This is a genomic window from Lactococcus petauri (assembly GCF_023499275.1).
In the GTDB taxonomy this organism is placed as follows: domain Bacteria; phylum Bacillota; class Bacilli; order Lactobacillales; family Streptococcaceae; genus Lactococcus; species Lactococcus petauri.
Genome location: NZ_CP094882.1, coordinates 1,111,579 through 1,136,645, shown reverse-complemented (window position 1 = coordinate 1,136,645; position 25,067 = coordinate 1,111,579). Strand labels below are relative to the sequence as shown.

Genomic DNA, 25,067 nt, shown 5'->3' with positions numbered 1-25,067 from the left:
CTATAATTTTTTATAAGTATTAAAATACATCTTGTAAGAATTTCTTATAGGAATAATAAATTTGGAGGACGTACGTATGCGTGCACATGAAATTTTAAACAATCCTTTTTTAAATAAAGGAACAGCATTTACTATGGAAGAACGTAAGGAACTTGGCTTAATCGGTCTTTTGCCACCTTATGTTCAAACACTTGAAGAACAAGCAGAACAAACTTACCAACATTACTTGGAAAAACCATCTGATTTGGAAAAACGTCATTTCTTGATGGAAATCTTCAATACAAATCGTACTTTGTTCTACTATTTGTTTAACCAACATATCGTAGAGTTTAACCCTATCGTATATGATCCAGTTATTGCTGAAACTATCGAAAACTATAGCCGTCTATTTGTAGATCCCCAATATGCTGCATATCTTGATATTAATCATCCAGAAAATATTCAAGAAACATTGAAAAACGCAGCGGGCGATCGCAATATCCGTCTGATTGTTGTGACAGATGCTGAAGGAATTCTCGGTATTGGCGACTGGGGTACACAAGGTGTTGATATCTCTGTAGGTAAATTAATGGTTTATACTGCAGCAGCCGGTATCGATCCAGCATCAGTTCTTCCTATCGTTATTGATGCAGGTACTAACCGTAAAGAGCTCTTGGAAGACTCAATGTATCTTGGAAATCGTCACGCACGTGTTTATGGTGACCAATACTACGACTTTGTTGATCAGTTTGTGGAAACTGCTGAAGCAATGTTCCCTAAACTCTACTTGCACTGGGAAGACTTCGGACGTTCAAATGCTGCAAATATCTTGAACAAATACAAAAAAGAAATTCCAACTTTCAATGATGATATTCAAGGAACTGGTATTGTTGTTTTAGGTGGTATCTTCGGTTCACTTGATATCACAGGTGAAAAATTAACGAATCAAGTTTATCTCTGCTACGGTGGTGGATCTGCTGGTGCAGGGATTGCTGCCCGTGTTCATGCAGAAATGGTAAGTGAAGGACTTTCAGAAGAAGAAGCTTACAACCATTTCTTCATGATGGACAAACAAGGTTTGCTCTTTGATGATATGGAAGATTTGACTCCAGCACAAAAACCATTTGCTAAAAAACGTGCAGACTTTGCAAATGCTGGTGATATGACTGACTTAGCCAGTGTTATCAGAACAGTTAAAGCCACTATTTTGGTTGGTACTTCAACTGATGCTGGTGCGTTTACCAAAGAAGTTGTTGAAGCAATGTGTGCCAACACTGAACGTCCAGTGATTTTCCCAATCTCAAACCCTACTAAAAAATTGGAAGCAACTGCTGAACAAGTAATTACATGGTCTGATGGTAAAGCTTTTGTTGCAACAGGTATTCCTTCAGGAACTGTCTCTTATAAAGGCGTTGACTACCAAATCGGTCAAGCAAATAATGCTTTGATCTATCCTGGTTTGGGTCTTGGTATGTTGGCTTCAGAAGCATCACTTCTTACTGATGAAATGATTGGTGCCGCTGCGCACTCATTGAGCGGACTTGTTGATCCAGGTGCTGCAGGTGCTCCTGTGCTTCCTCCATTTGAATATGTTGCCGATGTTTCAATCAAAGTTGCAGAAGCAGTAGCGAAAAAAGCTCAAGAACAAGGCTTAGCACAAGCTCAAGAAAAAGATATGGTGAAAGCCGTTCGCGAGATGAAATGGTATCCAAAATACTAAGAGGTTAATGGATTAAAATGAAAAAATTAAAAGAAATAAAAATTTCAGGAATAAGTCTTCCTCTCTATGCCTTTTTTATGATTGTGTTGGCAGTGACGATAGGTTTAGGGAAATTGCCACTTAACATGGTGGGGATTACACTCCTATTAGTACTATTGGGGCACTTGCTTTACTTTATTGGTGAAAAATTACCGATTATGAATTCATATTTGGGTGGTGGGTCAGTCTTCACTTTGTTAGGTGCAACTCTCTTATCCTTTTTCCATATTATTCCTGCAAATGTGATTGATGCAGTAGGCAAATTTATGGGCGGTCAATTTGGTTTTCTTGATTTCTATATTGCAGCCTTGATTTGTGGGTCAATCTTGGGAATGAATAGAAGTTTGCTTGTCAAAGCTTCAGCTAAATTTATCCCTGTTGCTTTGGTGACAATGGTTGTTGGTTTCTTCGCTGTTGGTGGTATGGGTGTCTTGCTTGGCAATGGATTTGCAGACTCTGTCATGTATGTTTCAATGCCTATGATGTCTGGTGGTATGGGAGCCGGAATTACTCCTTTATCACAAATCTATGCTGATGGTTTAGCCAATGGTAACCAAACCGCAATTTTCTCTCAACTTGCTCCCGCAGTAACCTTTGGGAATATTATTGCCATCATTGGGGCGCTTTCTATTTCTAAAATCTTTGCGAAATCAAAATACAATGGTCACGGAACTTTAGTTTCTGCAACAAAAGAAGAACTCGCAAAACCTAAAATTGAATTTGATGCCACTAAAATTGGTGTCGGTATGCTTTATGCCTTTACTCTACTCATGGTGGGTGTGATTTTAAACAAATTCTTCCCAAATATCCATGAATATGCCTTTATGATCATCATCGTCTTTGTTCTCAAAGCCTTTGATGCTGTACCAAAAGAGTTGGAAGAATCAGTGGTGATGTTTAACCAAATCATCATGACCAATCTTACACATGCGGTATTAGCAGGTATTGGTTTGGCATTGATTGATTTGACCACACTAGGTTCTGCTTTGACATGGCAATTTATTGTGCTTTGTCTGACAAGTGTTATTGCTATGGGCTTAACAAGCTGGTTCTTAGGCCTTGCCTTAGGTATGTACCCTGTCGAAACAGCTATTGGGGCTGGTATGATCAACAACTCTATGGGTGGAACAGGTAATATCGCTGTTCTCTCTGCCTCTGATCGTATGGAAATGATTGCCTTCGCACAAATGGCCAACCGTTTGTGTGGTGCCATTGTCCTCATCATGGGTGGTATACTCATTCGCTTCTTTTACTAATTGATCCTCCAATCAAAGTAATATAATAACAAAATAATAATGAACTAAAACGAGGTCCTGTAAAACCTCGTTTTTTTATCGTATTTAAAGAGAAATACTTGCCACTACCATTATAATAGAAGAAACCAAAATTACTTTTCGAATAACTTTCAATCATAACAAAAAGACTCCTCAAGTGACAAGCCAAAATCTAAGGTAAGCATACTATGTTTAGCATTCTAAACATATCCTGTTTGGTATATACTCCTAAGAACAAAAAAGATATAATTTTATCTTGGAAAGTGAGAGCTTACGAAGTAGATAATGATTATCTACTTCGTAAGCTCGAAAGTAGGTTTGGTGTAAAATGATTTATAGTAAGTATGGAAAAATATTCCGCAACTTAAGATTACAAAAAAATATGAGTCTATCAGAGTTGAATACACTAAGTGGGGTTTCTAAAGCAACGATTTCACAGTTTGAAAATGGGAAATCTCTAGTATCTTTTGACAAGCTTGAAGCGCTTCTAGAAAGTATGAATCTTACTATTTTGGATTATTCCTTGCTTGTAAATAACGGCTTACCTGAATATTTTATTACACAGTTTCAAAATATTGAAGATGCATATTATAATCAAGATGAGGCAGAACTCCAACATCTGTATGAAAAAAATCTCGAATATGAGAATGAATCTACCTATATGATTGCTTTAAGTGCCAAAGCAACTTACACTCAGCTGTCGGAAAAAGAGATCCAAGAAGTCGAATCTCTTTTATCAGTAGGGCCACTTTGGGGGTTGTATGAATTATATATCCTCATCCACACTTTGGAACAACTCAACCTAAACTTGGTCTGGAATATTATCGAAACATTTTTTAAAAATAAAAATGTTTTTAAATACTTAAAAGTACTTCATGAATATCGTGCATTGCTGATTAATATTTTGATTAAGGCCGAATTAGTATTTATTGAAGCAGAATGTGATACAAAAGCAGGGATTGTTTTATCACGGTTGAACAGTCTCGCTGTGGAATCAGATTTGACAAGTAAGGCGATCGCTCGTGTTTTAAAAGGATGTTATACCTACGCTTTTGAAAGTCGAAGTAAAGGTGAAAAAATTATAGCAGGTTGTCTCGAAGTGATGGACAATATGGGTGCGATAAAGTTAAAAAATGTCATTGTACGCCGCATTGCATTGCTAAAAACTAGAGTTCAAAGATGAAGAAATGCCACTTTAGATAAGTGGTGTTTTTTATGCTGCTATAATAAAGAACTTCAAGGAGAAATTACAGACAGAACAAACTACTTTTTATTGTGAGAGTGCTATAATAAAGGGAGAAAAACAGATAAGGCGGTGTTTATAATGGAAAAACCTTCAAAAGAAGAACTCAAGCAAAGATTGTCTGACATAGAATATGCAGTGACTCAAGAAAATGCAACTGAACGTCCTTTTTCAGGAAAATACGATGATTTTTATCAAGAGGGAATTTATGTTGATGTGGTCAGCGGGGAACCGCTCTTTAGTTCAACTGATAAATATGATGCTGGTTGTGGCTGGCCGTCATTTACTCACCCCATAGAAAAACGCGGGGTCAAAGAAAAAGCTGACTTTTCATTAGGCATGCATCGTGTGGAAGTAAGAAGTAAGGAGGCTGATTCTCACTTAGGACATGTGTTCAATGATGGGCCACAGGATCAAGGAGGATTGCGTTATTGTATAAATGCTGCGGCTTTAAGATTTATCCCGGTTGAAAAGTTAGAAGAAGAAGGCTACGGCGAATATAAATTCTTGTTTGGCAAAGAATAGTTGGAAAAATAAAACCTCGTCGTCCAAAATTAATAAACAGGTATTTTTTCTTCAACTCTGTCCTATGTTAGAATGAAAATATAGAGAATATGTGTTTATTTTCTGTGGAAATTCAACTATAAGGAGGATTTACTAATGAAAACACCTTTAATAACGATGAATGATGGTCATTTGCTACCGTCTGTAGGTTTAGGAACATACCAGATAAGGGGCGGAGAAGGTCTGGATCAGGTTTTGACAGCTATCCAGAGTGGTTACCGTCTTTTGGATACATCAACCAACTATGACAGTGAGGGGATAGTTGGTGAAGCCATTCGTCGCTCAGGTCTTCCGCGTTCAGAGTTTTTCGTGACAACGAAGTTACCGGGAAAATATCATCATTATGAAGATGCTTTGGCCATGATTCAAGAATCGCTCTATCGGATGGGCTTGGAGTATTTTGATTTATATCTGATTCACTGGCCTTTGCCAAAACGTGGACTATATGTGGAAGCCTGGAAGGCTTTAATCCAAGCTCAAAAAATGGGCTTAATACGCTCTATTGGTGTTTCAAATTTTGAACCCGAGCATTTAGACAAAATTATTACTGAAACAGGCGTTACTCCAGCCGTTAACCAAATCGAAATCCACCCCTATTGGGTGCAAGAGCGTATGGTGAAAGCCAACGCTGAGCGTGGTATCATCACGGAAGCCTGGAGTCCATTAGGGCGAGGAAATGATGCTCTTGAAGAGCCCATTATCACAAGTCTGGCTGAAAAGTATGGGAAGACAGCAGGTCAAGTTGTATTGCGTTGGCATGTAGAACGTGGCATTGTTCCCATTCCAAAATCCAGAAATTTAATCCATCAACGAAAAAATCTAGCAATTTTTGATTTTGAATTAACTGAAGATGAAGTTGCGCAGATTAATACTCTGGAAAAACCAGACGGACGTATTGATGGTCAAGATCCAAATGAATATGAGGAATTTGATTAAAATTAGCATCAAATAAACAAAGAAACTCTTAGTAAATGAGGGTTTCTTTTTTATTCAATATCATATTTTGTAAATGAGCTAACCCCCAATAAATCGGTCTCAAGATGTAGCGTTCTATAGGATTGCTTATGCTAAAATAACATGTATCATTATTAAAAATAAAGAATTATAAGAGAGATTTATGAAAAACATTGTAGCTATCGCCGTATTAATTGCACTTGAAATTGTTGTTATTGCACTTCTAAAAGTATTAGGAATCGTCGATTCTCATAGTACACTGGCAGTAATTATCGTTATTATTTTTGCATTTGTTGAGCGTTTTGTTTATGTCAAAAAATTTAAAAATTAAATGTGTATTTCAATGATGATGTATCTGTGGTTGATTGAAGCATTTATGATAAAATAGAACTATGACCTACTATGAAAATTACATGACTGGACACATCGTACTTCCTCATGCTATGCTGGAGCATTTCGCTCAAGTGTTTCCTTCGGCAGAGGATTTTTTGGTTTGGCTCTATTTATATGAAAATCGTGATATAGCACCAAGTGAAATTGCAACTAAAATAGGAAAAAAACTTGCCGATGTGAATCGTAGTATTGACAACCTTCAAGAGTTTGGCTCTTTAAAAGTTACTTTACTCGGAATTGCTGGAGATATGGAAACCATTTTTGATGTCACACCAGCTTTAAAAAAGTTAGACCAACTGGATGGTTTAGCTAAAGAAGAGCATGCAGAAACAACTGCACCAACACAACAAAATAAGAGCCAGCTACAAGAATTGGTCAATATTTTTGAAGCGGAAATGGGCATGATTACTCCGATGCAAAGCGAAGAGCTTCGTATTCTCTTGTTTGAAGATAAGTACGACTTTGAGCTCATTAAACTTGCCCTACGTGAAGCAGTGGTGAACCGCAAGGTTTCGCTCAACTATATCAAAGCCATTTTACGCAATTGGCGTAATGACGGCTTGATGAGTACCCAAGCAGTGGAACAGCGCAAGGAAGAACGTAACGAAGCAACGCAAAACCATAAAAATACTGATTTCTATATCCCGATGGATGGGCCCTGGAACGGAAAATAATATGCTGAGTAAGAAACGATTTTTAGAAGCTTTAGATATCATTGTCGCTATGTTTCCTGAAGCACATGGGGAGCTAGAATGGGAAACACCCTTTCAACTTTTAATTGCCACGATTTTATCCGCCCAAGCAACAGATAAGGGTGTGAACAAGGCAACACCGGGACTTTTTGCTAAATACCCTGATCCGGAAAGCTTGGCACAGGCAGATATCGCAGATGTTGAACAATGTATCCGAACGATTGGACTTTACAAAACAAAAGCGAAAAACATTGTCAAGACTTCCCAAATGTTGGTAGAAAATTTTAATAGTGAACTGCCAAGAGATAAAAAGTTATTACAAACCTTGCCAGGTGTAGGCAGGAAAACGGCAAATGTTGTTCTGGGAGAAACCTACGGTATTCCCGGAATAGCTGTTGATACCCATGTTGAACGGATTTCAAAACGCTTGGATATTGTGCCACAAAAAGCCTCCGTCTTGGAGGTTGAAGAGAAGTTGATGAGGTTGATTCCTGAAGAACGTTGGGTGGAAAGTCATCACCATCTCATCTTCTTTGGCCGTTATCATTGTACAGCGCGTGCACCAAAGTGTGAAGAATGTCCTGTGCTCGAATACTGTAAATTTGGAAAGAAAAACTTAAATGAATGAAATAAAACTCTCGAAACGTCTACAAGCTGTTGCAGATCTCGTGAAACCAAACAGTCGTCTTCTGGACGTGGGCAGTGATCATGCTTATTTACCTACCTATTTGATTCAGCAAGAAAAGATTGACTTTGCCATCGCAGGCGAGGTAGTTAAAGGACCTTATCAAATCGCCCATAATCATGTGGCTGAGCAGAACTTGCAAGAGAAGATTGAAGTCAGATTAGCCAATGGTTTGGCTGCCTTTGAAGAAAGTGATAATATCACAAGCATTGTAATTGCTGGTATGGGTGGTATTTTAATCTCCGAAATTCTCGAAGCAGGAAAAGATAAATTGAGCCAAGTAGAGGAACTCATTTTACAACCTAATAATCATGAAGAAAGCCTTCGTTCTTGGCTTATGGACCGTGATTTTGTAATTACTTCCGAAAAGATACTTCTGGAAGCAGGGAAAATCTACGAAATTATTGTGGCAGAACACGGCACAGCCGAGCTGAATGAAACAGAACTTGAATTTGGACCATATTTGTCCCAAGAAAAATCAGAAGTCTTCTGTCAAAAGTGGAATAAAGAGCTCAATACTTTAAATAAAATACTTGAGCGACTTCCTGAAAATCATGAAAAACGTGCCACATTTCAAGCAGAAAAAGAAAAAATAGAAGGAGTTCTCCAATGAAAATCAGAGATTTCATGGCCTTGTACGAAGAATTTTGTCCCAAAGATTTAGCAGTTGAAGGCGATCCTGTTGGATTACAGATAGGCTCTCTTGATGCTCCAGTAAAAAAGGTCTTGGTTACTTTAGATATTCGTGAACAAACAGTTTCAGAAGCTATTGAAAAAGATGTGGATTTGATTTTAGCGAAACATCCGGTTATTTTTCGGCCTTTAGCAAACCTGACAGATGCGGACAGTCAAGAAAAAATTGTCCTTGATTTGATAAAAGCGGGTATTGCAGTTTATACAAGTCATACCAATATTGATGTTGTGGATGGTGGCCTGAACGATTGGTTCTGTGATCTTTTAGAAATTAAAGATACGGAAATCTTATCAGCGGAAGGTTTAGGTCGTGTTGGAAATATTACACCGATGAGCTTGGCTGATTTTTCAGAAAAAATGAAACAAACTTTTGCTTTAGATCATCTGCGTTTGGTGACTTATGATCGCTCTTTGAGCCAGACTATTCAACGTGTGGCAATCTGTGGTGGCAGCGGCGGCAAATTTTGGCCGGAAGCCCAAGCCAAAGCTGCAGATCTCTATATTACGGGTGATATATATTATCACGTTGGTCATGACCAGCTTTCGCAAGGGCTTATTGGACTTGATCCTGGTCATTACTTGGAACATCTCTTTATCCCAAAAGTCGCTGAAAAACTAGCTAGCTTTGGCACAGATGTTGAAATTATTGAAAGTAAAGAAAATACTAATCCATTCTTTGATATTTAAATTCAAAACTTTATGATACTTTACAGGTCATGGAGTTTTTTCATTTTATAAGCGCAAATGCCGAACCATTTCCCAAATAAAAGCTGCATCGGGTTTCGCATAGCTCTAAAAAAAGCTCATGTCTGTTAAAATAAGTTGAGAGAGACAATGATGGAGAAAGAGAATGGATTTTAAGAAAGAAAGTTATGATGCATTGGTGTTTGACTTGGACGGGACAATTGTTTTTAATGGTTACGAAATCGAAGCAAATATACTGGAAAAATTACGTCAACTGGATGAAAGGGTCAAAATAATCTTTGCTTCAGCCCGTCCCGTACGTGACATGTTGTCGCTTTTGGAAGACTTCCCCGACAATGATTTGATTGGCGGAAATGGTAGTATTGTCCGCATGAAGCAACGCATTTTCTCTACCCAAACTATCACACCCAATAGTGTAGAAAAAATCGTAACTTTTATAGAGTTGCGAAAGCTAGAATATGTTATAGATTATGATTGGAATTACAGTGCAAAAGTTTCTACTCAAACAAACATACTTAATAAATTGGATACCGCCCACAAAGCTCAAAACGTCGACTTGAGTTATGAAGATGTTATCAAAATCATCATATTTGGTGTGACACCAAAATTTTATCAGGAATTCGATACAGGCGAAGAACTGGCTGTTTTATACCATTCCGATGTAGAGGAACTCGTGATTACGGCAAAAAACATCAATAAATATCAGGTGTTATCGGAAGTCATGGGACAAACTAACTATATCGGCTTTGGCAATGATAAAAATGATGTAAAATTACTCGCACATGCCAAGCTTGCAATTTCTGTAGGAGATAATCCAGAAGTTCTTCAGGTGAGCCAGGAGCATCTGCCTGCAGAGAGTGAAAAAATTACTGCTTTTTTGGAGAAATTGATTCTTGATAGCAGGGGATGAAAGACATTGGACTTTATCAAGCGGGTATGCTATCATAAAAGCATGAAAAAATTCCAGAAAAATGAAGTGATTCAAGGAACAGTCCTTGACTTAACACATGAAGGGCAAGGAGTTATCAAAGCAGATAACTTCCCTTTTTTTGTTGAAAATGCCTTACCCGGTGAAGAGATTAAAATAAAAGTCCTAAAAGTCGGAAAAAACTTCGGCTTTGGCAAGGTTGAAGAATGGTTCAGCCAATCACCAGATCGTGTGCAAGATGTCAATATGACCTATCTCCGCACAGGAATTGCTGACTTTGGGCACATGACTTATTCAGCCCAGCTTCACTTTAAACATAAACAAGTTGTTGATGTACTTCGTAAAAATGCACATAAGCCAGACTTTCCGGTTCTTGACACTTTAGGTGCGGAGCAAGAAAGCCAATATCGTAATAAAGCACAGGTGCCTGTGCGTAGCATCAATGGTAAAACAGAAACGGGCTTTTTCCGAAAAAACTCACACGATTTAGTGCCAATCCGTGATTTTTATATCCAAAATCCAGAAATTGATGAGTTAGTCAATCAGGTGCGGGAGAGTTTAATCAAGCTCAATATTCCGCCTTATGATGAGCAAACGAAACGAGGTATTGTACGCAATATCGTGATTCGTCGCGGTCATCACAGCGGCCAAATGATGCTGATTTTGGTTGTGACTAAAGAGAAATTCACGGGACTTTCAGAACTTGTGGCTGAATACAGTAATAAAGTGGACTCTTTCCAGCTCAGTATTAACACCTCAACAGGGAATGCGATCTTTGGCTCTAAGTTCAAACTGCTCTCAGGTAAAGATTATATAACGGACAGCATGTTAGGTAAAGACTTCCAAATCTCGGCCCGTGCTTTCTATCAAGTCAACACAGCACAGGCAGAAAAACTCTATCAGTTGGCTTATGATTTTGCAGATTTGAAAGCCGAAGATGTTGTGATTGATGCTTATTCCGGTATCGGTACGATCGGCCTTGGAATGGCAGATAAGGTCGCACAGGTGTATGGTATGGAAATCATACCAGAAGCAGTAGAAAACGCCAAGACCAATGCAGCGCTGAATGGTATTACAAATGCGCAGTACGAAGTAGGACCAGCAGAAGAAGTAATGCCACAATGGTTACAAGACGGTATCCAACCTGATATTATCTTCGTTGATCCACCACGTAAGGGTCTAGACGAAAGCTTTATCAAAGCGGCCACAGCTACCCAAGCGCGAGTCGTGGTCTATATCTCATGCAATCCAGCAACATTTGCGCGTGATGTCGTCCGCTTTGAAGAAGAAGGTTATCTTTTGGAAAAAGTACAACCTGTTGATCTTTTCCCGCAGACGAAGCATGTGGAGTGTGTGGGATTGTTGGTCAAGATTAAAAAAGGAGAACGTAGATGAAGATAACACCAGAAACTAAAACACTTGCAACCATTTTTCAAACTAGCTCTGAGAATATCTATACAATTCCAGTTTATCAGAGAAACTATTCGTGGAAGGAGGAACAAATTGAAACATTATTCAATGACATTAAATTTGAAGAAACTGGTTATTATGTTGGAAATCTCCTAATCAATTCTGAAGATGGAAATAATAACGTGATAGATGGACAACAAAGACTAACAACTTTGTCCTTATTTTTGCTAGCAGCTTATGAAAAATTTGTTGATTTTAGAAAGGAAGAAGATCTTTCGGAATCACTAAAAGAAGATATTTATGAGGCAACGACAGATATTAAACGTCAAGTTATTTTTTCAAGAACTGGTAATGTAAGACTTACACTTTTGGATAAAGATCAAGAAATTTGGACTGATTTAGCCAAATCAGTACTAAATAAAAAAGAGCCAGGAAGGTGGGGGAAATATGCTTTTTCAAAGAGATACGGTTTTATTAAAGATAAGCTTTTTTCTGATTTTACAGATGTATCTGAACTTTTAGGGTATTATCATAAACTTAATAACGTGGAGTTATTACAAATATCTGTTCCAGATTTAAGTGATGCTTATCAAGTCTTTGCAAGTTTGAATTCTAAAGGTTTACCTCTAACTCCATTAGATTTACTCAAGAATATATTTTTAAGTAAAAATGGCGATATAAATAAGTGGAATGAGCTAAGAGACCTATTTTCTATTGATGACGAGCTTGATGATAGGAAAATGACACAGTTTATCTTAAATAACTATGATGCTTTTCATAATATGAAAACTGCTTCAAGTATTACAAAAGGTCGACTTGTAAAAGAGTACACTGAAATTTTCAAAGAGAAAAACTATATAGACACGCTGATTGAAAATGCCAATGTTTTTAAAGAAATAGCAAATTCTGATTTTAAACAATTTGATTATTCACTTTCGGGACTTGCTCAATTAGATAGTACAACTGCCTATCCTTTCTTGATGTATGTTCTTAAGAATAAAGAATCTCTTGAGATTGAAGAGTATTGGAATAGAATAATATCTTCTTTAATAAATTTCTATGTCCGAAGAAATGTTGCATTAGTACCCAAAGCTTCTAATGTACGTCAACGTTTATTTGAGTTGAAAAATAGAATTTTTGAAGAGTCATTGATTGGAAAGGATCTTTTTGCTGCTGTGCAAGGTGCTTTACGTGAGATGACCCCTAGCAATTCTCAAATGCAAATTGCATTAGAGGATGGTCTCTATGATAAGAATACAAAAACAGCACGATTCATTTTAATAAATCTAGAGAGATCATTCCCTAACAAGATTTTTACAAAGGGTACTCCAGATTCACTGGACCAGTTTGATAAAAATTCAAATAAGTTAATCTGGCAAATTGAACATATTCTTCCTCAAAAATTAACTGATGACTGGAAAAAAATGATCTCCTCTGAAGATATGTCACAAGCTGAAAACATTCAAAATGAAGTAGTTCATCTATTAGGAAATTTAACATTAACGCCGTATAATCCAGGACTTGGGAATAGGAGCTTTATAGAAAAAGTGAAGTACGAAGATAACGGAAATAAAGTGGGATTAGAACTAGGTCTACACCTTAATGAAAGTATTGATACGGCTAAAGGGATTTGGAATAAAGAAAGTATTATTGTTAGAAATAAAGTTCTAACTGAAGAATTCTTAAGGATTTTTTCGCTACCTGAGAAGTAAATTATAATTAAAAAACTTACCAACTTTGATTAAGAGTTAACGGGTTTAGTTTATAGAAAACCTTATGAAATATGCTTAGACTTTCAATGGTATTTTCGATGGACATTAATTTCTGAGAAAAAGATATTATATAGAAAGAAGTGGGACATAACCATCCATTTTGGTGTTTCTTCTTAAATCAAGGATGAAGACACAGTTTACTTTCATTGAATTTTAACGTTTTATAAGTTGTGCCGATATACAAAGGAGATCTTTTTCAAGTAATTGCATTTCAACTGATTGTTATTACTTGAAGTATGTTTCGATAAGAAGTTTTTATTAATGTAATTTGCTTGATAATCCTTATGTTATCATTTAGCATGATTTAAGTCAGTCTTTAAAAAATAAACAGAATCTTCTTTCTTCCTTGGTGGATAAAATGCTCCTCAAAAGGGAATTTTCTGAATAGTACATTAGATAAATACGTCCCGTCGAACAAGTAACTCGCTTTTACCTGTTCGTGTCCCAGATACGCTGACAATAAAAGAGACCGTTTAAATAAATATTAATATAATTAGATATATAGCTCTACAGTTTTGCGTGTCTGTTTGAATCTATTAGAAAAGATAAAAAATTATCTTTTCTAATAGATTGAGTTATGCGAGTGTATAGTTTTGCTGGTGAAAAAATAAGACTCAATACCAAAAAGGACCCAAAAATGCCACACAAAAACCATAACTACGAAAAAGAATCCGAAAAATTCTACGACAATATCGCCCAGCGGTTTGACCATTCCTTTGATGGTTTCCTTGCTTCATTTTTCAAAAAATTTATTGTCAAACATTTGGAAGTACCGAGAAATGCCAATATCCTTGATATTGGCTGTGCCAATGGTACATTACTGTCTATGATTAGTAAGCAGAAAGCCATTTTTGGGGCAGGTTTAGACATTTCTTCTGAAATGGTCAAGATTGCCAGCCAACGTCATCCTCAGTTTGATTTTAAGCAAGGCAGCGCGGAAGCTGTTCCGTTTCCGAAGGATAATTTCGATATTATCACTTGTTCCGCCAGCTTTCATCACTTCCCTCATCCCGATCGCTTTTTAGATGAAGCTAGTCGTTTGTTAAAACAAGACGGTAGACTGGTGATTGCGGAAATCCATATCCCTATAGTGACAAAGCTTTATAATTGGCGACTGAACCGCTTTTCAACTGAAGGCGATGTCAAAGTTTATCACCCTAAAGAGCTGGCAAATCTTTTTCAAAAAAAGGGCTGGAAAATTGTGAAACGTAAAATTTTTCTGCAAATTCAATATTATGAACTAAAAAAGCTGTGAACATAGCTTTTTTATATAAATAAAATTATGTAAAAAAAGAACCTTCGATGTCAATATTACAGGGATTATGTTATAATTTAAACAGTATTTTACACATTAGAAGGGGAAAAATCCTATGGAAAAACAAAATTTTAGAGCCTCTGTTTTTTTCAAATGGTTTGTAAATAATAAAGTCGTGACGGCACTCTTAGTTGTCTTACTTTTATTACTTAATATTCTATTACTCAGCAAAGTCAACTTTATCTTTGCACCAATTGCAGATTTTCTGACCATTGTTTCATTACCTGTCGTTTTAGCAGCTGTGTTTTATTACCTGCTTAATCCGATTGTTGATTATCTCGAAAAGAAACGTGTGCCGCGTATTGCCAGTATTATTGTGCTTTTTATTCTAATTGCTGGATTGTTGGTTTGGGGCTTGGCTTACGCCATTCCTTCTATCTCCAATAGTGTGGCAAGCTTCTCTAAGCACGTACCTAACTACGTCGAACAAGCGCAAGAAGAAGTAAATAAACTGTTGACCAATCGACACTTTGAGCAATTCCGCCCACAAATGGATGATTTCATGGATTCCCTTGGGAATAATATCGTGGACTGGTCGAAAAACTTTTCAACTGCTGCCTTTAGCTCAATCACTGATGTGATCACGCGTACAGCAAGTGTCTTTATTTCACTGGTTATCTTCCCGTTCGTGCTTTTCTATCTTTTACGTGACGGAAAAAACCTGAACGGCTATATTACACATCTTTTACCAGTAAACTGGCGTAAAGATACTTCAAAAATCTTGACTGAGATGAATTCACAACTTGCAAACTATGTACGCGGTCAAGTTATTGTGGCCATTGCAGTTGCTTTGATGCTTGCGATTGGTTTACCAATCATTGGTTTGCGTTATGGGATTACACTTGCTATCTTATCCGGACTTTTTAACTTGATTCCCTTCCTTGGATTCTACTTGGCCATCATTCCGGCTATGATTATCGGTTTAGCAACGGGTGGACCAATCATGTTGCTTAAAGTTTTGATTGTCTATATCATTGAACAAACACTTGAAGGACGTTTCGTTTCGCCTTTAGTTTTAGGTAAACAGTTGAGCATTCACCCGATTACAGTTCTCTTTGTGCTCTTAACGGCCGGCAAAGTCTTTGGCTTATGGGGCGTTCTACTGGGAATTCCGTTCTATGCTGCAGCCAAAGTAATTATTACACATATCTATGATTGGTATCGTGAAATTTCGGAACTTTATCAACCTGTTGATTTAGGCAATACAAGTGAACTTGAAAAAATAGAGGAGAGCTAATGTCTTATTCAGAAGATACCATTGATTTTCTACATAAAGGTGATTTGATTGGGATGCATAATGCTTTGAGCAATGCGCTCAAGCATGATAATGAAGAAATGCTTGCGGATTTGGCAGAATATTTACAAATGATGGGTTTTATCGATGAGAGCCATCAAGTCTATGATAAGATTCTGGGTGACAATCCTGAAAGTACCGACTACTTGATTAATCTGGCAGAGATTGCAGAGGATGATGGACAGATTGATGATGCTTTAAACTATCTCTATCAAATTCCTGTTGGAGACGAAAACTATGTTGCTGCTTTGATTCAAATTGCGGATTTGTACCAGTTTGAAGGCGACTTTGAGACGGCCATTAGCAAGCTGGAAGAAGCACGTGAACTTTCCGACTCTCCCCTGATTACGTTTGCACTTGCGGAAAGTTATTACGAGCAGGGCGCCTATCAGGAAGCTATTCAAAACTACGCCAAGCTTTCTGTACGTGAAATTCTACAGCAAACTAAAATCTCTACTTATCAGCGTATCGGTGAATCCTACGCACATCTAGGGAATTTTGAAAATGCGATTTCCTTTTTAGAAAAGTCTTTAGAGTTCGATAAAACTGTTGATACGATTTACAAGATTGCTTTGCTTTATAGCGAGTTGGACAATCAAGCACGGGCGATTAGCTATTTCAAACAGCTAGAAGATTATAATACAGATTTACTAAATTACGAATTAGCCTATGCCCAAACACTGGAAGCAGACCGTCAGTTTGATGAAGCTGCCCGTGTGGCTCAAGATGGTTTATTGAAAAATCCAAATTCGGCTTTACTGTTGCATTTTCTCTCGAAGCTAGCTTATAGTCAAAAAGATCAAGCAGCTGCAGAACGATACTTGATGGATGCGCTCAATGTTGCTGAGCTCCATGACGAAACAGTATTCCTCCTGGCAAACCTTTATTTCAACGAGTCAGACTTTGAAGCAGTGATTCGCTTGGAAGAGTTGTTAGAAGAAGAACATCTCTTAGCGCAGTGGTTATTTGCCCAATCCCATAAAGAGTTGGAAAATGATGCACAAGCAGAAGCGCTCTATACAGAGCTCTTGTCGACTGCCTTGACTGATAATCCAGATTTCTTGAAGGATTATGTGGATTTCCTTTTGCAAATCGGACAAAATGAGAAGGCGCAAACCTATATTAAACAATATCTGGAACTCGTGCCAGAAGATGAAGAAATGAGAGGACTGTTGTTCGAGTAATCGAGCAATGGTTTTTTTTATTGAAGTAAGATTACAAAGTCTGTAATATTTCATAGAAGGAGATGTAAGCGTTTTAGGTGTAGAAATCTTGTGAAAGCAGACTACATATACATTCTTCAAGCGCGATTTTTGTAAATTAAAATGTTTTCTGCTAAAATTGATTGTGAAGATTGTGAATCTTAATTGAAATGGAGAAGAAATGACTGATAAAAAATTCGGCTCAGACTTAGTTGTAGATAGTTTAATTAACCATAATGTAAAATATGTTTTTGGTATCCCCGGTGCCAAAATTGACCGCGTATTCGACCGCTTGGAGCATGATCCAAAAGCGCCAGAATTAATCATTACTCACCATGAGCAAGGTGCTGCTTTTATGGCACAAGCTGTGGGACGTATCACTGGTGAACCTGGTGTTGTTTTGGTTACTTCTGGACCTGGTGTATCAAACTTGGCAACGCCACTTTTGACAGCAACATCTGAAGGAGATGCGATCCTTGCTATTGGTGGACAAGTAAAACGCGCTGATCGTTTGAAACGTGCACACCAATCTATGGACAATGCTCAAATGATGGCGCCTGCTTCAAAATATTCACAAGAAATCTTGGATCCATCAACAATTTCTGAAACAGTAGCCAATGCTTACCGTATCGCTAAAGGCGGTCGTGCAGGTTCAAGTTTCTTATCTATCCCACAAGACGTGACTGATTCAGAAGTTTCAGTGAATGCCATTAAACCTTTGTCAGATCCTAAGATGGGTAATGCCTCAATTGATGACATCAACTATTTAGCGCAAGCGATTAAAAATGCTGTATTGCCTGTTATCCTTGTCGGTGCTGGTGGTTCAGATGAAAAAGTGGCCAAAGCTTTGCGTAACTTACTTTCACACGTATCTATTCCAGTCGTTGAAACTTTCCAAGGTGCAGGTGTGATTTCGCGTGACCTTGAACATACATTCTTCGGTCGTATCGGTCTTTTCCGTAACCAACCGGGAGATATGTTGCTCAAACGTTCAGACTTAGTCATTGCTGTTGGTTATGACCCAATCGAGTATGAAGCACGCAACTGGAATGCCGAAATTGATAGCCGTATCGTTGTTATTGACAACGCCATTGCTGAGATTGATACTTATTACCAACCAGAACGTGAATTGATTGGTGATATCGCTCAAACATTGGAAAATCTTTTGCCAGCAGTCCGTGGTTACAACTTGCCAGAGGGTTCAGTTGAATACCTTAAAGGTCTGCGTGACGTGATTAACCAACACGAATTTGATGTTGAAGCAGCTGAAGAAGGACGTTTGCACCCACTCGACTTGGTAAGTACTTTCCAAGAAGTCGTTAAAGATGATGAAACTGTGACTGTTGACGTTGGCTCACTCTATATCTGGATGGCACGTTACTTCCGTTCTTATGAACCACGTCACTTGCTCTTCTCAAATGGTATGCAAACACTCGGTGTAGCTTTGCCTTGGGGAATTACAGCTGGCTTGCTCCGCCCAGGACACAAAGTTTATTCTCACTCTGGTGATGGAGGTTTCCTCTTCACCGGTCAAGAACTTGAAGTTGCCGTTCGCCTTAACTTACCATTGATCCACATCATCTGGAACGATGGTCACTATGACATGGTTAAATTCCAAGAAGAGAAAAAATACGGCCGTGCAGCAGGTGTAAACTTCGGTAGTGTTGACTATGTGAAATATGCAGATGCTATGGGTGCTAAAGGCTATCGTGTCCACAGCGCAGAAGAACTCAAAGAACTCTTAGAATCAATCCCTGACAGCACAGGACCAGTCGTTATTGATGTTCCTATCGATTACTCAGACAATATTAAATTAGCGGATACGCTTTTGCCTGAGGAATTTTATTGATAACATTGAATAAAGAATAAAAATAAGTAAAAAACTTGATAATGTCAGTATTATCAAGTTTTTTCTTCCTTATAGTTCTCTATTGTAAATTATAGTATATAATAAAGGTACATATTAAAACGAGTACAATAAGGGGTAATTCATGCACTACGACATCATCAACGCTTTCACCGGCAAGGAGAGTTTAGGAAATCCTGCGGCAGTCTGTATCTTAACCCAACAACTTCCAAAAGAGCAGCTCCAACAGATTGCTTCTGAAATTGCCTTGCCTGAAACCTCCTTTATCTATAAAAATGTAGAAAATGAATGGGAAATCCAGTGGTTCAGCCCTAAAAGGGAAGTTCTATTGTGTGGACATGGTATGATTGCGGCCGCATTTGTCATCAAGCAGAAGTTAGAAAACGAGTGCGAGGTTTTGAGCTTTAAATCCAAATCTGGGAAATTAACTGTCGCCATGCATAATGATCAATTTATCTTAAACTTTCCACGTCAACAGCTTTTTCCAAAGGAAATCACTGAAGAAATGAAAGCAGCATTCTCAGGGACAACCATTCAAGAAGCTTACACTACCCAAGAAAAAGATCACCTTATACTTGTGTTGGATTCAGAATCAGCAGTAAAGGATGCAAAACCACAGATTGCTATCATTAAATCATTAGCTTCTCATGCGGTCACAATCACAGCAAAAGGAGCAGATGTTGATTTTGTATCGAGATATTTTGCACCTCATGGTGGTGTAGATGAGGACCCAGTGACAGGTTCGTCACATACACGCTTGGCACCATTATGGGGAGAGAAGCTAGAGAAAACAAAACTCATCGCTAGACAACTCTCTAATCGTGGTGGGGTGATTGCTTGCGAAATTGAGGGGGAAAGAGTTAAAATCTCTGGTCAGGCCGTTCTCGAAGAAGAAAATATCGTCATTCCCAACTATGATATGTAAGAATAGAAAAAAGTGCTTGGAACAACTATCCAGCACTTTTTAGTATAATTTTCTTGAATTTTAAGGGCGAATAAATTTAACACCGGCTGTTGAACAGTCACGCTCAGTGCCCCATCCACCGTTATAGTTTCCTTCACTTACTCTCATTTTAGAGCCGGAAACCGAAATAACAACTGCGACGTGGCCAAGATCTCCTGCACCTTGATTTCCTGGAGGAAAGACAGCAATTGTTCCGACAGCAGGCTTACTGTTAGCGTATTTAGTCCACTCTTTTGCATTGCCGACATAGAGAGGAATATTTCCGTTGAAATAGTCCCAAACATAAGCTGTACATTGGCCTGCAGGATAGGGATTTTGTTTATTTGTCTGGGAAGTGACATTATAGAAACGTTGGAGGAAAGCTGCCATCTCACCACGTGTCACATATGCATCAGGTCTAAAAGTTGTTGGTGTATAACCCGTAGTGATACCTTTTGAACTCAACCAGCCAATGTCATTGGCAAACATATGATTTTTGGAATCTACGAACTTCGTGTTATATTTTCCTGAGGTAGGAGCATTTCCTGAAACTTTTGCCATTCTATGTAGAAAGGCAGCCATTTGCCCTCGCGTCACGTTACCGTTCGGATTGTAGTGGGGCGCAGTTCCGTTCGATACAGTTGTCGCTGTCAGCCAGAGAATCTGGTTTTTATACTGATTGACATCTGTATAGACATTGAATGGTGCTTTATAACTTGGAGTTCCCGCGAGACGATGAAGAAAGACAGCCATTTCACCACGTGTCACGTAACCATCTGGATTATACGTCGTTGGTGTATAACCTGTGGTAATTCCTCGACTATAGATCCAGCTAATGTAATTTTTATATAAAGATTGTGAAACGTCTTTAAAAGGATTGCCTGAATGCTTGATAGGTAATTTTTCTAAGCTTACCGGCACCTTTGGTAGTGTACCACTATTAAGAGGTTGCTGATAAGTTACAGCACTTCGAGCTTGTACCACAGGATGCTCGGTCGTACTTGCTACTTCCGCCGTTTCAGCACTTGTATCTTGTTCCTTTATCGTTACTTCAGTACTTGAGCTGCTTTTATCTACTACACTATTTTCAGTGCTTTTGTTTTCAGTTGAAGTTTCAGAAGTACTTGCAGAAGTTGAAGTGCTACTTTCCTCGATGCTTGAAGCTATTGGCTCATTTTTTTCCTTGTTTACGGCTGTGAGTTCACTCGCACTTACCATTATTCCTTGCGTCGACGACAGAAAAACTGCGCTCAGCATTAAAACCTTTTGATATTTTTTCACTATAAAATATCTCCTCCTTATTTACCATATCTCTTATAATCATTATTTGTTTGCTTTTTTTAGCATATTATAATCATAACATATGATTTAGTTTTTTTTAAGGAATTTTGAATTAAAATAAATATTGTAAGCAGAATTAAAGCATTCTCTTCATAAGAATGATAGAATAAGAATGGAATTGATGGCAAAGTAAATAAACAGAAATCGAGAGTCATGAGGCATCTGTCTTCACTTACAATAATGGCTTTCGATAAACTATATATTTTAATTTATTTTTTCCTCAATGCAATTTTAAATAATGTTTAGAAGTCCTTTCTTTGAGGGCTTTTAGTTTGAATAAAAATATTATAAAAAGGAAAAAATCAATGAAAAAACTCAAAAAAATAGTTCTATGGGTTGTAAGCATTTTACTCGTCCTTCTGGCCGCAGGATTTATCTACATTAAGTCCAGTACCTATCATCCAACTCCTCAAGCATCAAACATTGCTAGCCAAGCCGAAAAGACAGATAATGCTTTGTTCTTTAAAGGCAATCCAGATAAAGCCAGTGTTATCTTTTATCAAGGCGCATTGGTGGACAATGCAAGTTATAGTATTTGGGCCAGTAAAGTAGCAGAAGTTGGATATTCTGTTTACCTTCTCAAAGAGCCTCTGAATCTTGCCATTTTTAATCCCAATCTGGCTGAGAAAGTAATCAAGGATGAACATCTCTCCCAATATATCGTTGGCGGTCATTCTCTAGGTGGAGTTATGGCCAGTCGCTTTGCAGCAGGTCATCAAGATAATTCAGCTTTAGAAGGTGTCTTTTTCCTTGCAAGTTATCCTGATCAAAAAGGAAGCTTGAAAGATTTCAAGGGGAAAGTTTTATCTATCGTAGGCACGAAAGATGGCGTGCTTAACCAGTCTTCATATGATAAGGCCAAAACCTATCTGCCACAACAAACGATAAATGTAGAATTGGAGGGCGGTAATCATGCCGGTTTTGGTAGCTATGGTGCCCAGAAAGGCGACAACCAAGCAGATATCTCAAATGAAAAACAACAAGAAGAAATTGCGGCAGAACTCATCAAGTGGCTCAAAACTTCCGAAAAGTAAAAAGAACTCTTTGATAAGAGTTCTTTTCTTTTGTTTATTCAACCGCAGCAAATGGTCCGAAGAGCATATTATTATTTTGGACATTGACATCGATAACATTGTAGAAAGCATTTGGTGTATCAGCAACATCCCAAACAGCGAGGATAATATGGTAACCTGAGCGATTACTTGGGACAGTGATAGAGTGTGTCAAGTTGTTAGAAGCAGTAGAGCCATCATGATTGACAGTACCAATGAGCTCTAACTCTGAACGTTTGAGTGGCGCATTTTGATCCCAACCTGTTTTGGTCATGTAATAGTGCCATTTGGTTGTTTTATGTGGTGCTGTATATTTCCACGTGAACTGATTTACACCAGTGTTTATTGTTGTTTTTTTCCAACGGTCGCTTGTTTGATTATCAAGGACAAAGTCAGCGATTTGTCCTAGACCACCATTAGCTGAAGCGATGCGTCCATCTACAGGTCCGCTTTCAGGGAAACCTTTGGGAGCTTCAAGTGATTGAGGATTTGTGATGACATTTCCATAGAGATTATAAGCTGTTGTCCAGCCATATTTTTCATAATCAAGCTTACCTTGATAACCACGTGCTGGAGGACTCTCAACGTAACCGTGAGCTAAGACCGTTTTAGTATTGAAAGCCAATGAAGCACCCAATACTCCTAAAGTGATTAAAAACCCAATAAACATTTTTTTCATAACTTTGCTCCTTTCTGCTTGTTAAAGCATATCATATTTCTTTCCAAGGTCCGTAAGGGCCTGACAAGTCAGGTTGGTCACCCTTGGTCCACCATTTTGCTTCATATTCTTTTCCATTGTAGTAGACGCGGTCACCCGTCCAATATTCTTTATCCTTGCTCCATGTATTTTCAGGAGTTACTGTGCCACCTGTAGTGCTAAAAGTCGTGCTTGCACTGTCAGAACGAATGCCAGCATTATTGATTGCGACAACTTCAACGGTATAAGTTGTTGCGGCTTTAAGACCGGAGATAGCTTGTAATCCATCTTTACTTGTATAAGTTTTTCCCCCAACTTTAATCTCGTAGTTGGCTATCCCAGATGCATCTGTTGATTTTGCTTGAATTGTAGCACTGGTTTCTGTAAGATCAGAAACTGTGATTATTGGAAGTGTTGGTTTTGTTTCATTTCCGCCCCCAGTGTCTCCAAAAAGCATCGGTGCATAGGTGTTGACGAAGGAATTGTTGTAATTTAAGCCTGTCGCGCTCTTACCTGCATCCCAATTGACGGACCAGGTCATTAAGCCTTTGATTTCATTTCCAGAAGCTTTTAGGCGTTTTAAGGCATTTTCGACATCTTTAGGATTTTTAACGTAACCTGTTGCTGCCGCATCCTCATTTGCAGGCAAGCCAATCACAAACTTGTCTGCCGGAATTTTGATGAAATTATCGGTTCCTGTGACAAGGCGATGTGTCAAACCATAGAGGAAAGCTTCTTTTTGCTCGTCGTTAGATTGGGAAATCCACATGTTTAAGTCAGAATCCCAAAAACCATCACCGCCTTGATTGTAATACTGAGGATTAATATAATCGTAATCACCTTCTAAACCATTGATATAAGGCGCATACTTCCCTGTAGTTGTAAGATAAGGAAATTCTGGGGCCATCGTAATCATAAAGTTCTTACCTTGTTGACGATAATGAGCTTTGACTTTCCGTAAAGCTGATGGGATGACAGTATTATTGTCAGCTGCATCAATGGCAGATTGCTCTAAATCAATATCCAAGCCGTCAAAGCCATAAGTATCTACAAGACGGATAACCTCATTCACAAAGTCATCCTCTTGCGCTTTAGTAAGTGCGATATGAGCGTCTGCACCTCCTAATGCAATTAATACAGATTTGCCTTCTGCGTTGAGTTTTGCAACCTCAGCTCTGAATTCAGCATCGGTCTTATTATAAGGTTTAAATGTGGGAAGAGAACTTCCTTGAGGTGTTTTCATGAAAGATACGTTAATAACATTGTATCCGTCTTGTGTCTGTGAAAGATCAAAATCAGCAGAGGTTCCGTATTTATAACCATCTTTACCTGTTGATTTCCAATTGTGCCAATAACCGACTAAAACCTTATCGGTGGGATTGACCATTTCATCGGCAGCATCTGCTTGAGCATGTGCGCCTGTAAAACCAAGTGTAGCCAAGGCTAATGTCGCAATAGCTATTTTTAAGTGACGTGTGTTTCCATTTTTGATCATAGTTCCTCCTGTTGGTGGTAAGACTATGTCCGGACTAATCATGTAAGCGCTATAATTATTATAACAATTTTTAATTTTCGATTCAATTAAAAAGGGAATTTTAAAAAATAAAAATAGGGTAAAGTCAAAGTAAAATCTTTATCAAAGAGTATAGACAAAGCTTTCTAAGCAACCCAACATGCGTAAAATTTACAATCGAATAACTGCCTTTAAAATAGGGGATATGTTAAAATTAAGAAAATACTAAAGAAAACGGATAACTTAGAAAAAGAGGAGGAGCATTATGAAACATTCTAGTAAACTAAAACCGATATTACTTGTTGGGTTGTTTATCATTGTGGTAGAAGCAATTGGGAGTTTATCAGGAATATTAGCTGGTGATATCAAATCAATTTATAACAACTTACAACTTCCGCCATTGGCGCCACCAGATTATCTGTTTGGTATTGTTTGGCCAATTCTCTATGCCTTGATTGCTGTAGCAGGTTTTATAGTTTTTCAAAATTTAAAATTAAGAAAAAGTGAAGCCCAGCCCGCTCTCTTGCTTTATGTCATCCAGTTATTCCTCAACTTTATCTGGAGCATTATCTTTTTCAAGGGTTATTTCTGGTTTGGAGTACTTGTTATCCTTGTTCTTGATATTGTGGTCTATCTTTGTATTAAGAAATTTTTCAAAATCAACCAATGGTCAGCAATCCTACTCTTGCCATACTTTGTCTGGATACTCTTTGCGACTTATTTAAGCTTGGCTGTCGCTGTTTTGAATTAGATAGCGATAAAATAAAAAAAAGAAACGGGATTTGATACTCG

At 38.0% G+C, this 25,067-nt stretch carries 23 protein-coding genes; 20 read left to right on the top strand and 3 right to left on the bottom strand.

Annotated features, from left to right (window positions below):
* The first annotated feature begins 76 nt into the window (after positions 1-76).
* From lgb_RS05570 to lgb_RS05485, 18 genes are all read left to right on the top strand, one after another.
* Positions 77-1,699, top strand: coding sequence for a malolactic enzyme (locus lgb_RS05570; protein ID WP_019293997.1), 1,623 nt, complete (start codon positions 77-79; stop codon positions 1,697-1,699).
* A 17-nt stretch (positions 1,700-1,716) separates the two neighbouring features.
* A complete protein-coding gene (locus tag lgb_RS05565) occupies positions 1,717-2,994 on the top strand; it encodes a 2-hydroxycarboxylate transporter family protein (RefSeq protein WP_017371074.1) in 1,278 nt (425 codons plus the stop codon).
* 346 nt (positions 2,995-3,340) lie between these two features.
* Entirely contained in the window at positions 3,341-4,195 is an 855-nt protein-coding gene (locus lgb_RS05560; RefSeq protein WP_080567257.1) for a helix-turn-helix domain-containing protein, read from the top strand.
* A gap of 141 nt (positions 4,196-4,336) precedes the next feature.
* Positions 4,337-4,780, top strand: coding sequence for a peptide-methionine (R)-S-oxide reductase MsrB (gene msrB / locus lgb_RS05555; RefSeq protein WP_019293994.1), 444 nt, complete (start codon positions 4,337-4,339; stop codon positions 4,778-4,780).
* Between the two features lie 135 nt (positions 4,781-4,915).
* On the top strand, positions 4,916-5,755 hold the full coding sequence (locus lgb_RS05550; RefSeq protein WP_019293993.1) for an aldo/keto reductase: 840 nt from the start codon (positions 4,916-4,918) through the stop codon (positions 5,753-5,755).
* Positions 5,756-5,936: 181 nt separating this feature from the next.
* Positions 5,937-6,104, top strand: a complete 168-nt coding sequence (locus tag lgb_RS05545) for a hypothetical protein (protein ID WP_019293992.1) — start codon at positions 5,937-5,939, stop codon at positions 6,102-6,104.
* Positions 6,105-6,165: 61 nt separating this feature from the next.
* The gene (locus tag lgb_RS05540) at positions 6,166-6,840 is read left to right on the top strand and encodes a DnaD domain-containing protein (protein ID WP_019293991.1); all 675 of its coding nucleotides are present in this window, start codon (positions 6,166-6,168) and stop codon (positions 6,838-6,840) included.
* A 1-nt stretch (position 6,841) separates the two neighbouring features.
* Positions 6,842-7,486: an endonuclease III gene (gene nth / locus lgb_RS05535; protein WP_019293990.1), complete on the top strand. Its 645-nt coding sequence runs from the start codon at positions 6,842-6,844 to the stop codon at positions 7,484-7,486.
* Complete coding sequence (locus lgb_RS05530) at positions 7,479-8,156, top strand: tRNA (adenine(22)-N(1))-methyltransferase (protein ID WP_019293989.1); 678 nt, start codon at positions 7,479-7,481, stop codon at positions 8,154-8,156. The genes nth and lgb_RS05530 overlap by 8 nt, the downstream gene beginning before the upstream one ends.
* Positions 8,153-8,923, top strand: coding sequence for a Nif3-like dinuclear metal center hexameric protein (locus lgb_RS05525; protein WP_019293988.1), 771 nt, complete (start codon positions 8,153-8,155; stop codon positions 8,921-8,923). The genes lgb_RS05530 and lgb_RS05525 overlap by 4 nt, the downstream gene beginning before the upstream one ends.
* Positions 8,924-9,086: 163 nt before the next feature.
* Positions 9,087-9,851 (top strand): HAD-IIB family hydrolase, encoded by a 765-nt coding sequence (locus lgb_RS05520; protein ID WP_019293987.1) that lies wholly within the window; start codon positions 9,087-9,089, stop codon positions 9,849-9,851.
* 6 nt (positions 9,852-9,857) lie between these two features.
* Positions 9,858-11,264: a 23S rRNA (uracil(1939)-C(5))-methyltransferase RlmD gene (gene rlmD, locus lgb_RS05515; protein ID WP_019293986.1), complete on the top strand. Its 1,407-nt coding sequence runs from the start codon at positions 9,858-9,860 to the stop codon at positions 11,262-11,264.
* Positions 11,261-12,991 (top strand): DUF262 domain-containing protein, encoded by a 1,731-nt coding sequence (locus lgb_RS05510; protein WP_019293985.1) that lies wholly within the window; start codon positions 11,261-11,263, stop codon positions 12,989-12,991. Before rlmD ends, lgb_RS05510 begins: the two co-directional genes overlap by 4 nt.
* A 697-nt stretch (positions 12,992-13,688) precedes the next feature.
* Positions 13,689-14,306: a class I SAM-dependent methyltransferase gene (locus tag lgb_RS05505; protein ID WP_242810656.1), complete on the top strand. Its 618-nt coding sequence runs from the start codon at positions 13,689-13,691 to the stop codon at positions 14,304-14,306.
* A 115-nt stretch (positions 14,307-14,421) separates the two neighbouring features.
* The gene (locus lgb_RS05500; RefSeq protein ID WP_019293983.1) at positions 14,422-15,603 is read left to right on the top strand and encodes an AI-2E family transporter; all 1,182 of its coding nucleotides are present in this window, start codon (positions 14,422-14,424) and stop codon (positions 15,601-15,603) included.
* Positions 15,603-16,844 (top strand): tetratricopeptide repeat protein, encoded by a 1,242-nt coding sequence (locus lgb_RS05495; protein WP_019293982.1) that lies wholly within the window; start codon positions 15,603-15,605, stop codon positions 16,842-16,844. Before lgb_RS05500 ends, lgb_RS05495 begins: the two co-directional genes overlap by 1 nt.
* Positions 16,845-17,043: 199 nt before the next feature.
* Positions 17,044-18,711: an acetolactate synthase AlsS gene (gene alsS / locus lgb_RS05490; protein WP_019293981.1), complete on the top strand. Its 1,668-nt coding sequence runs from the start codon at positions 17,044-17,046 to the stop codon at positions 18,709-18,711.
* A gap of 142 nt (positions 18,712-18,853) precedes the next feature.
* Positions 18,854-19,654: a PhzF family phenazine biosynthesis protein gene (locus lgb_RS05485; RefSeq protein WP_019293980.1), complete on the top strand. Its 801-nt coding sequence runs from the start codon at positions 18,854-18,856 to the stop codon at positions 19,652-19,654.
* Positions 19,655-19,714: 60 nt separating this feature from the next.
* On the opposite strand, the gene lgb_RS05480 is transcribed toward lgb_RS05485, so the two are convergent.
* Positions 19,715-20,953, bottom strand: coding sequence for an S-layer homology domain-containing protein (locus lgb_RS05480; protein WP_019293979.1), 1,239 nt, complete (start codon positions 20,951-20,953; stop codon positions 19,715-19,717).
* A 365-nt stretch (positions 20,954-21,318) separates the two neighbouring features.
* On the opposite strand from lgb_RS05480, the gene lgb_RS05475 reads away from it, so the two are divergent.
* Positions 21,319-22,047: an alpha/beta hydrolase gene (locus tag lgb_RS05475; protein WP_019293978.1), complete on the top strand. Its 729-nt coding sequence runs from the start codon at positions 21,319-21,321 to the stop codon at positions 22,045-22,047.
* Between the two features lie 34 nt (positions 22,048-22,081).
* Here the strand turns inward: lgb_RS05475 and lgb_RS05470 are convergent, their stop codons facing one another.
* A complete protein-coding gene (locus lgb_RS05470; RefSeq protein ID WP_042219796.1) occupies positions 22,082-22,744 on the bottom strand; it encodes a lytic polysaccharide monooxygenase auxiliary activity family 9 protein in 663 nt (220 codons plus the stop codon).
* A 31-nt stretch (positions 22,745-22,775) separates the two neighbouring features.
* Positions 22,776-24,257 (bottom strand): glycosyl hydrolase family 18 protein, encoded by a 1,482-nt coding sequence (locus tag lgb_RS05465; protein WP_019293976.1) that lies wholly within the window; start codon positions 24,255-24,257, stop codon positions 22,776-22,778.
* A gap of 283 nt (positions 24,258-24,540) precedes the next feature.
* Here lgb_RS05465 and lgb_RS05460 point away from each other — a divergent pair, with 283 nt between their 5' ends.
* Positions 24,541-25,026 (top strand): TspO/MBR family protein, encoded by a 486-nt coding sequence (locus lgb_RS05460; RefSeq protein WP_019293975.1) that lies wholly within the window; start codon positions 24,541-24,543, stop codon positions 25,024-25,026.
* Positions 25,027-25,067 lie beyond the last annotated feature (41 nt).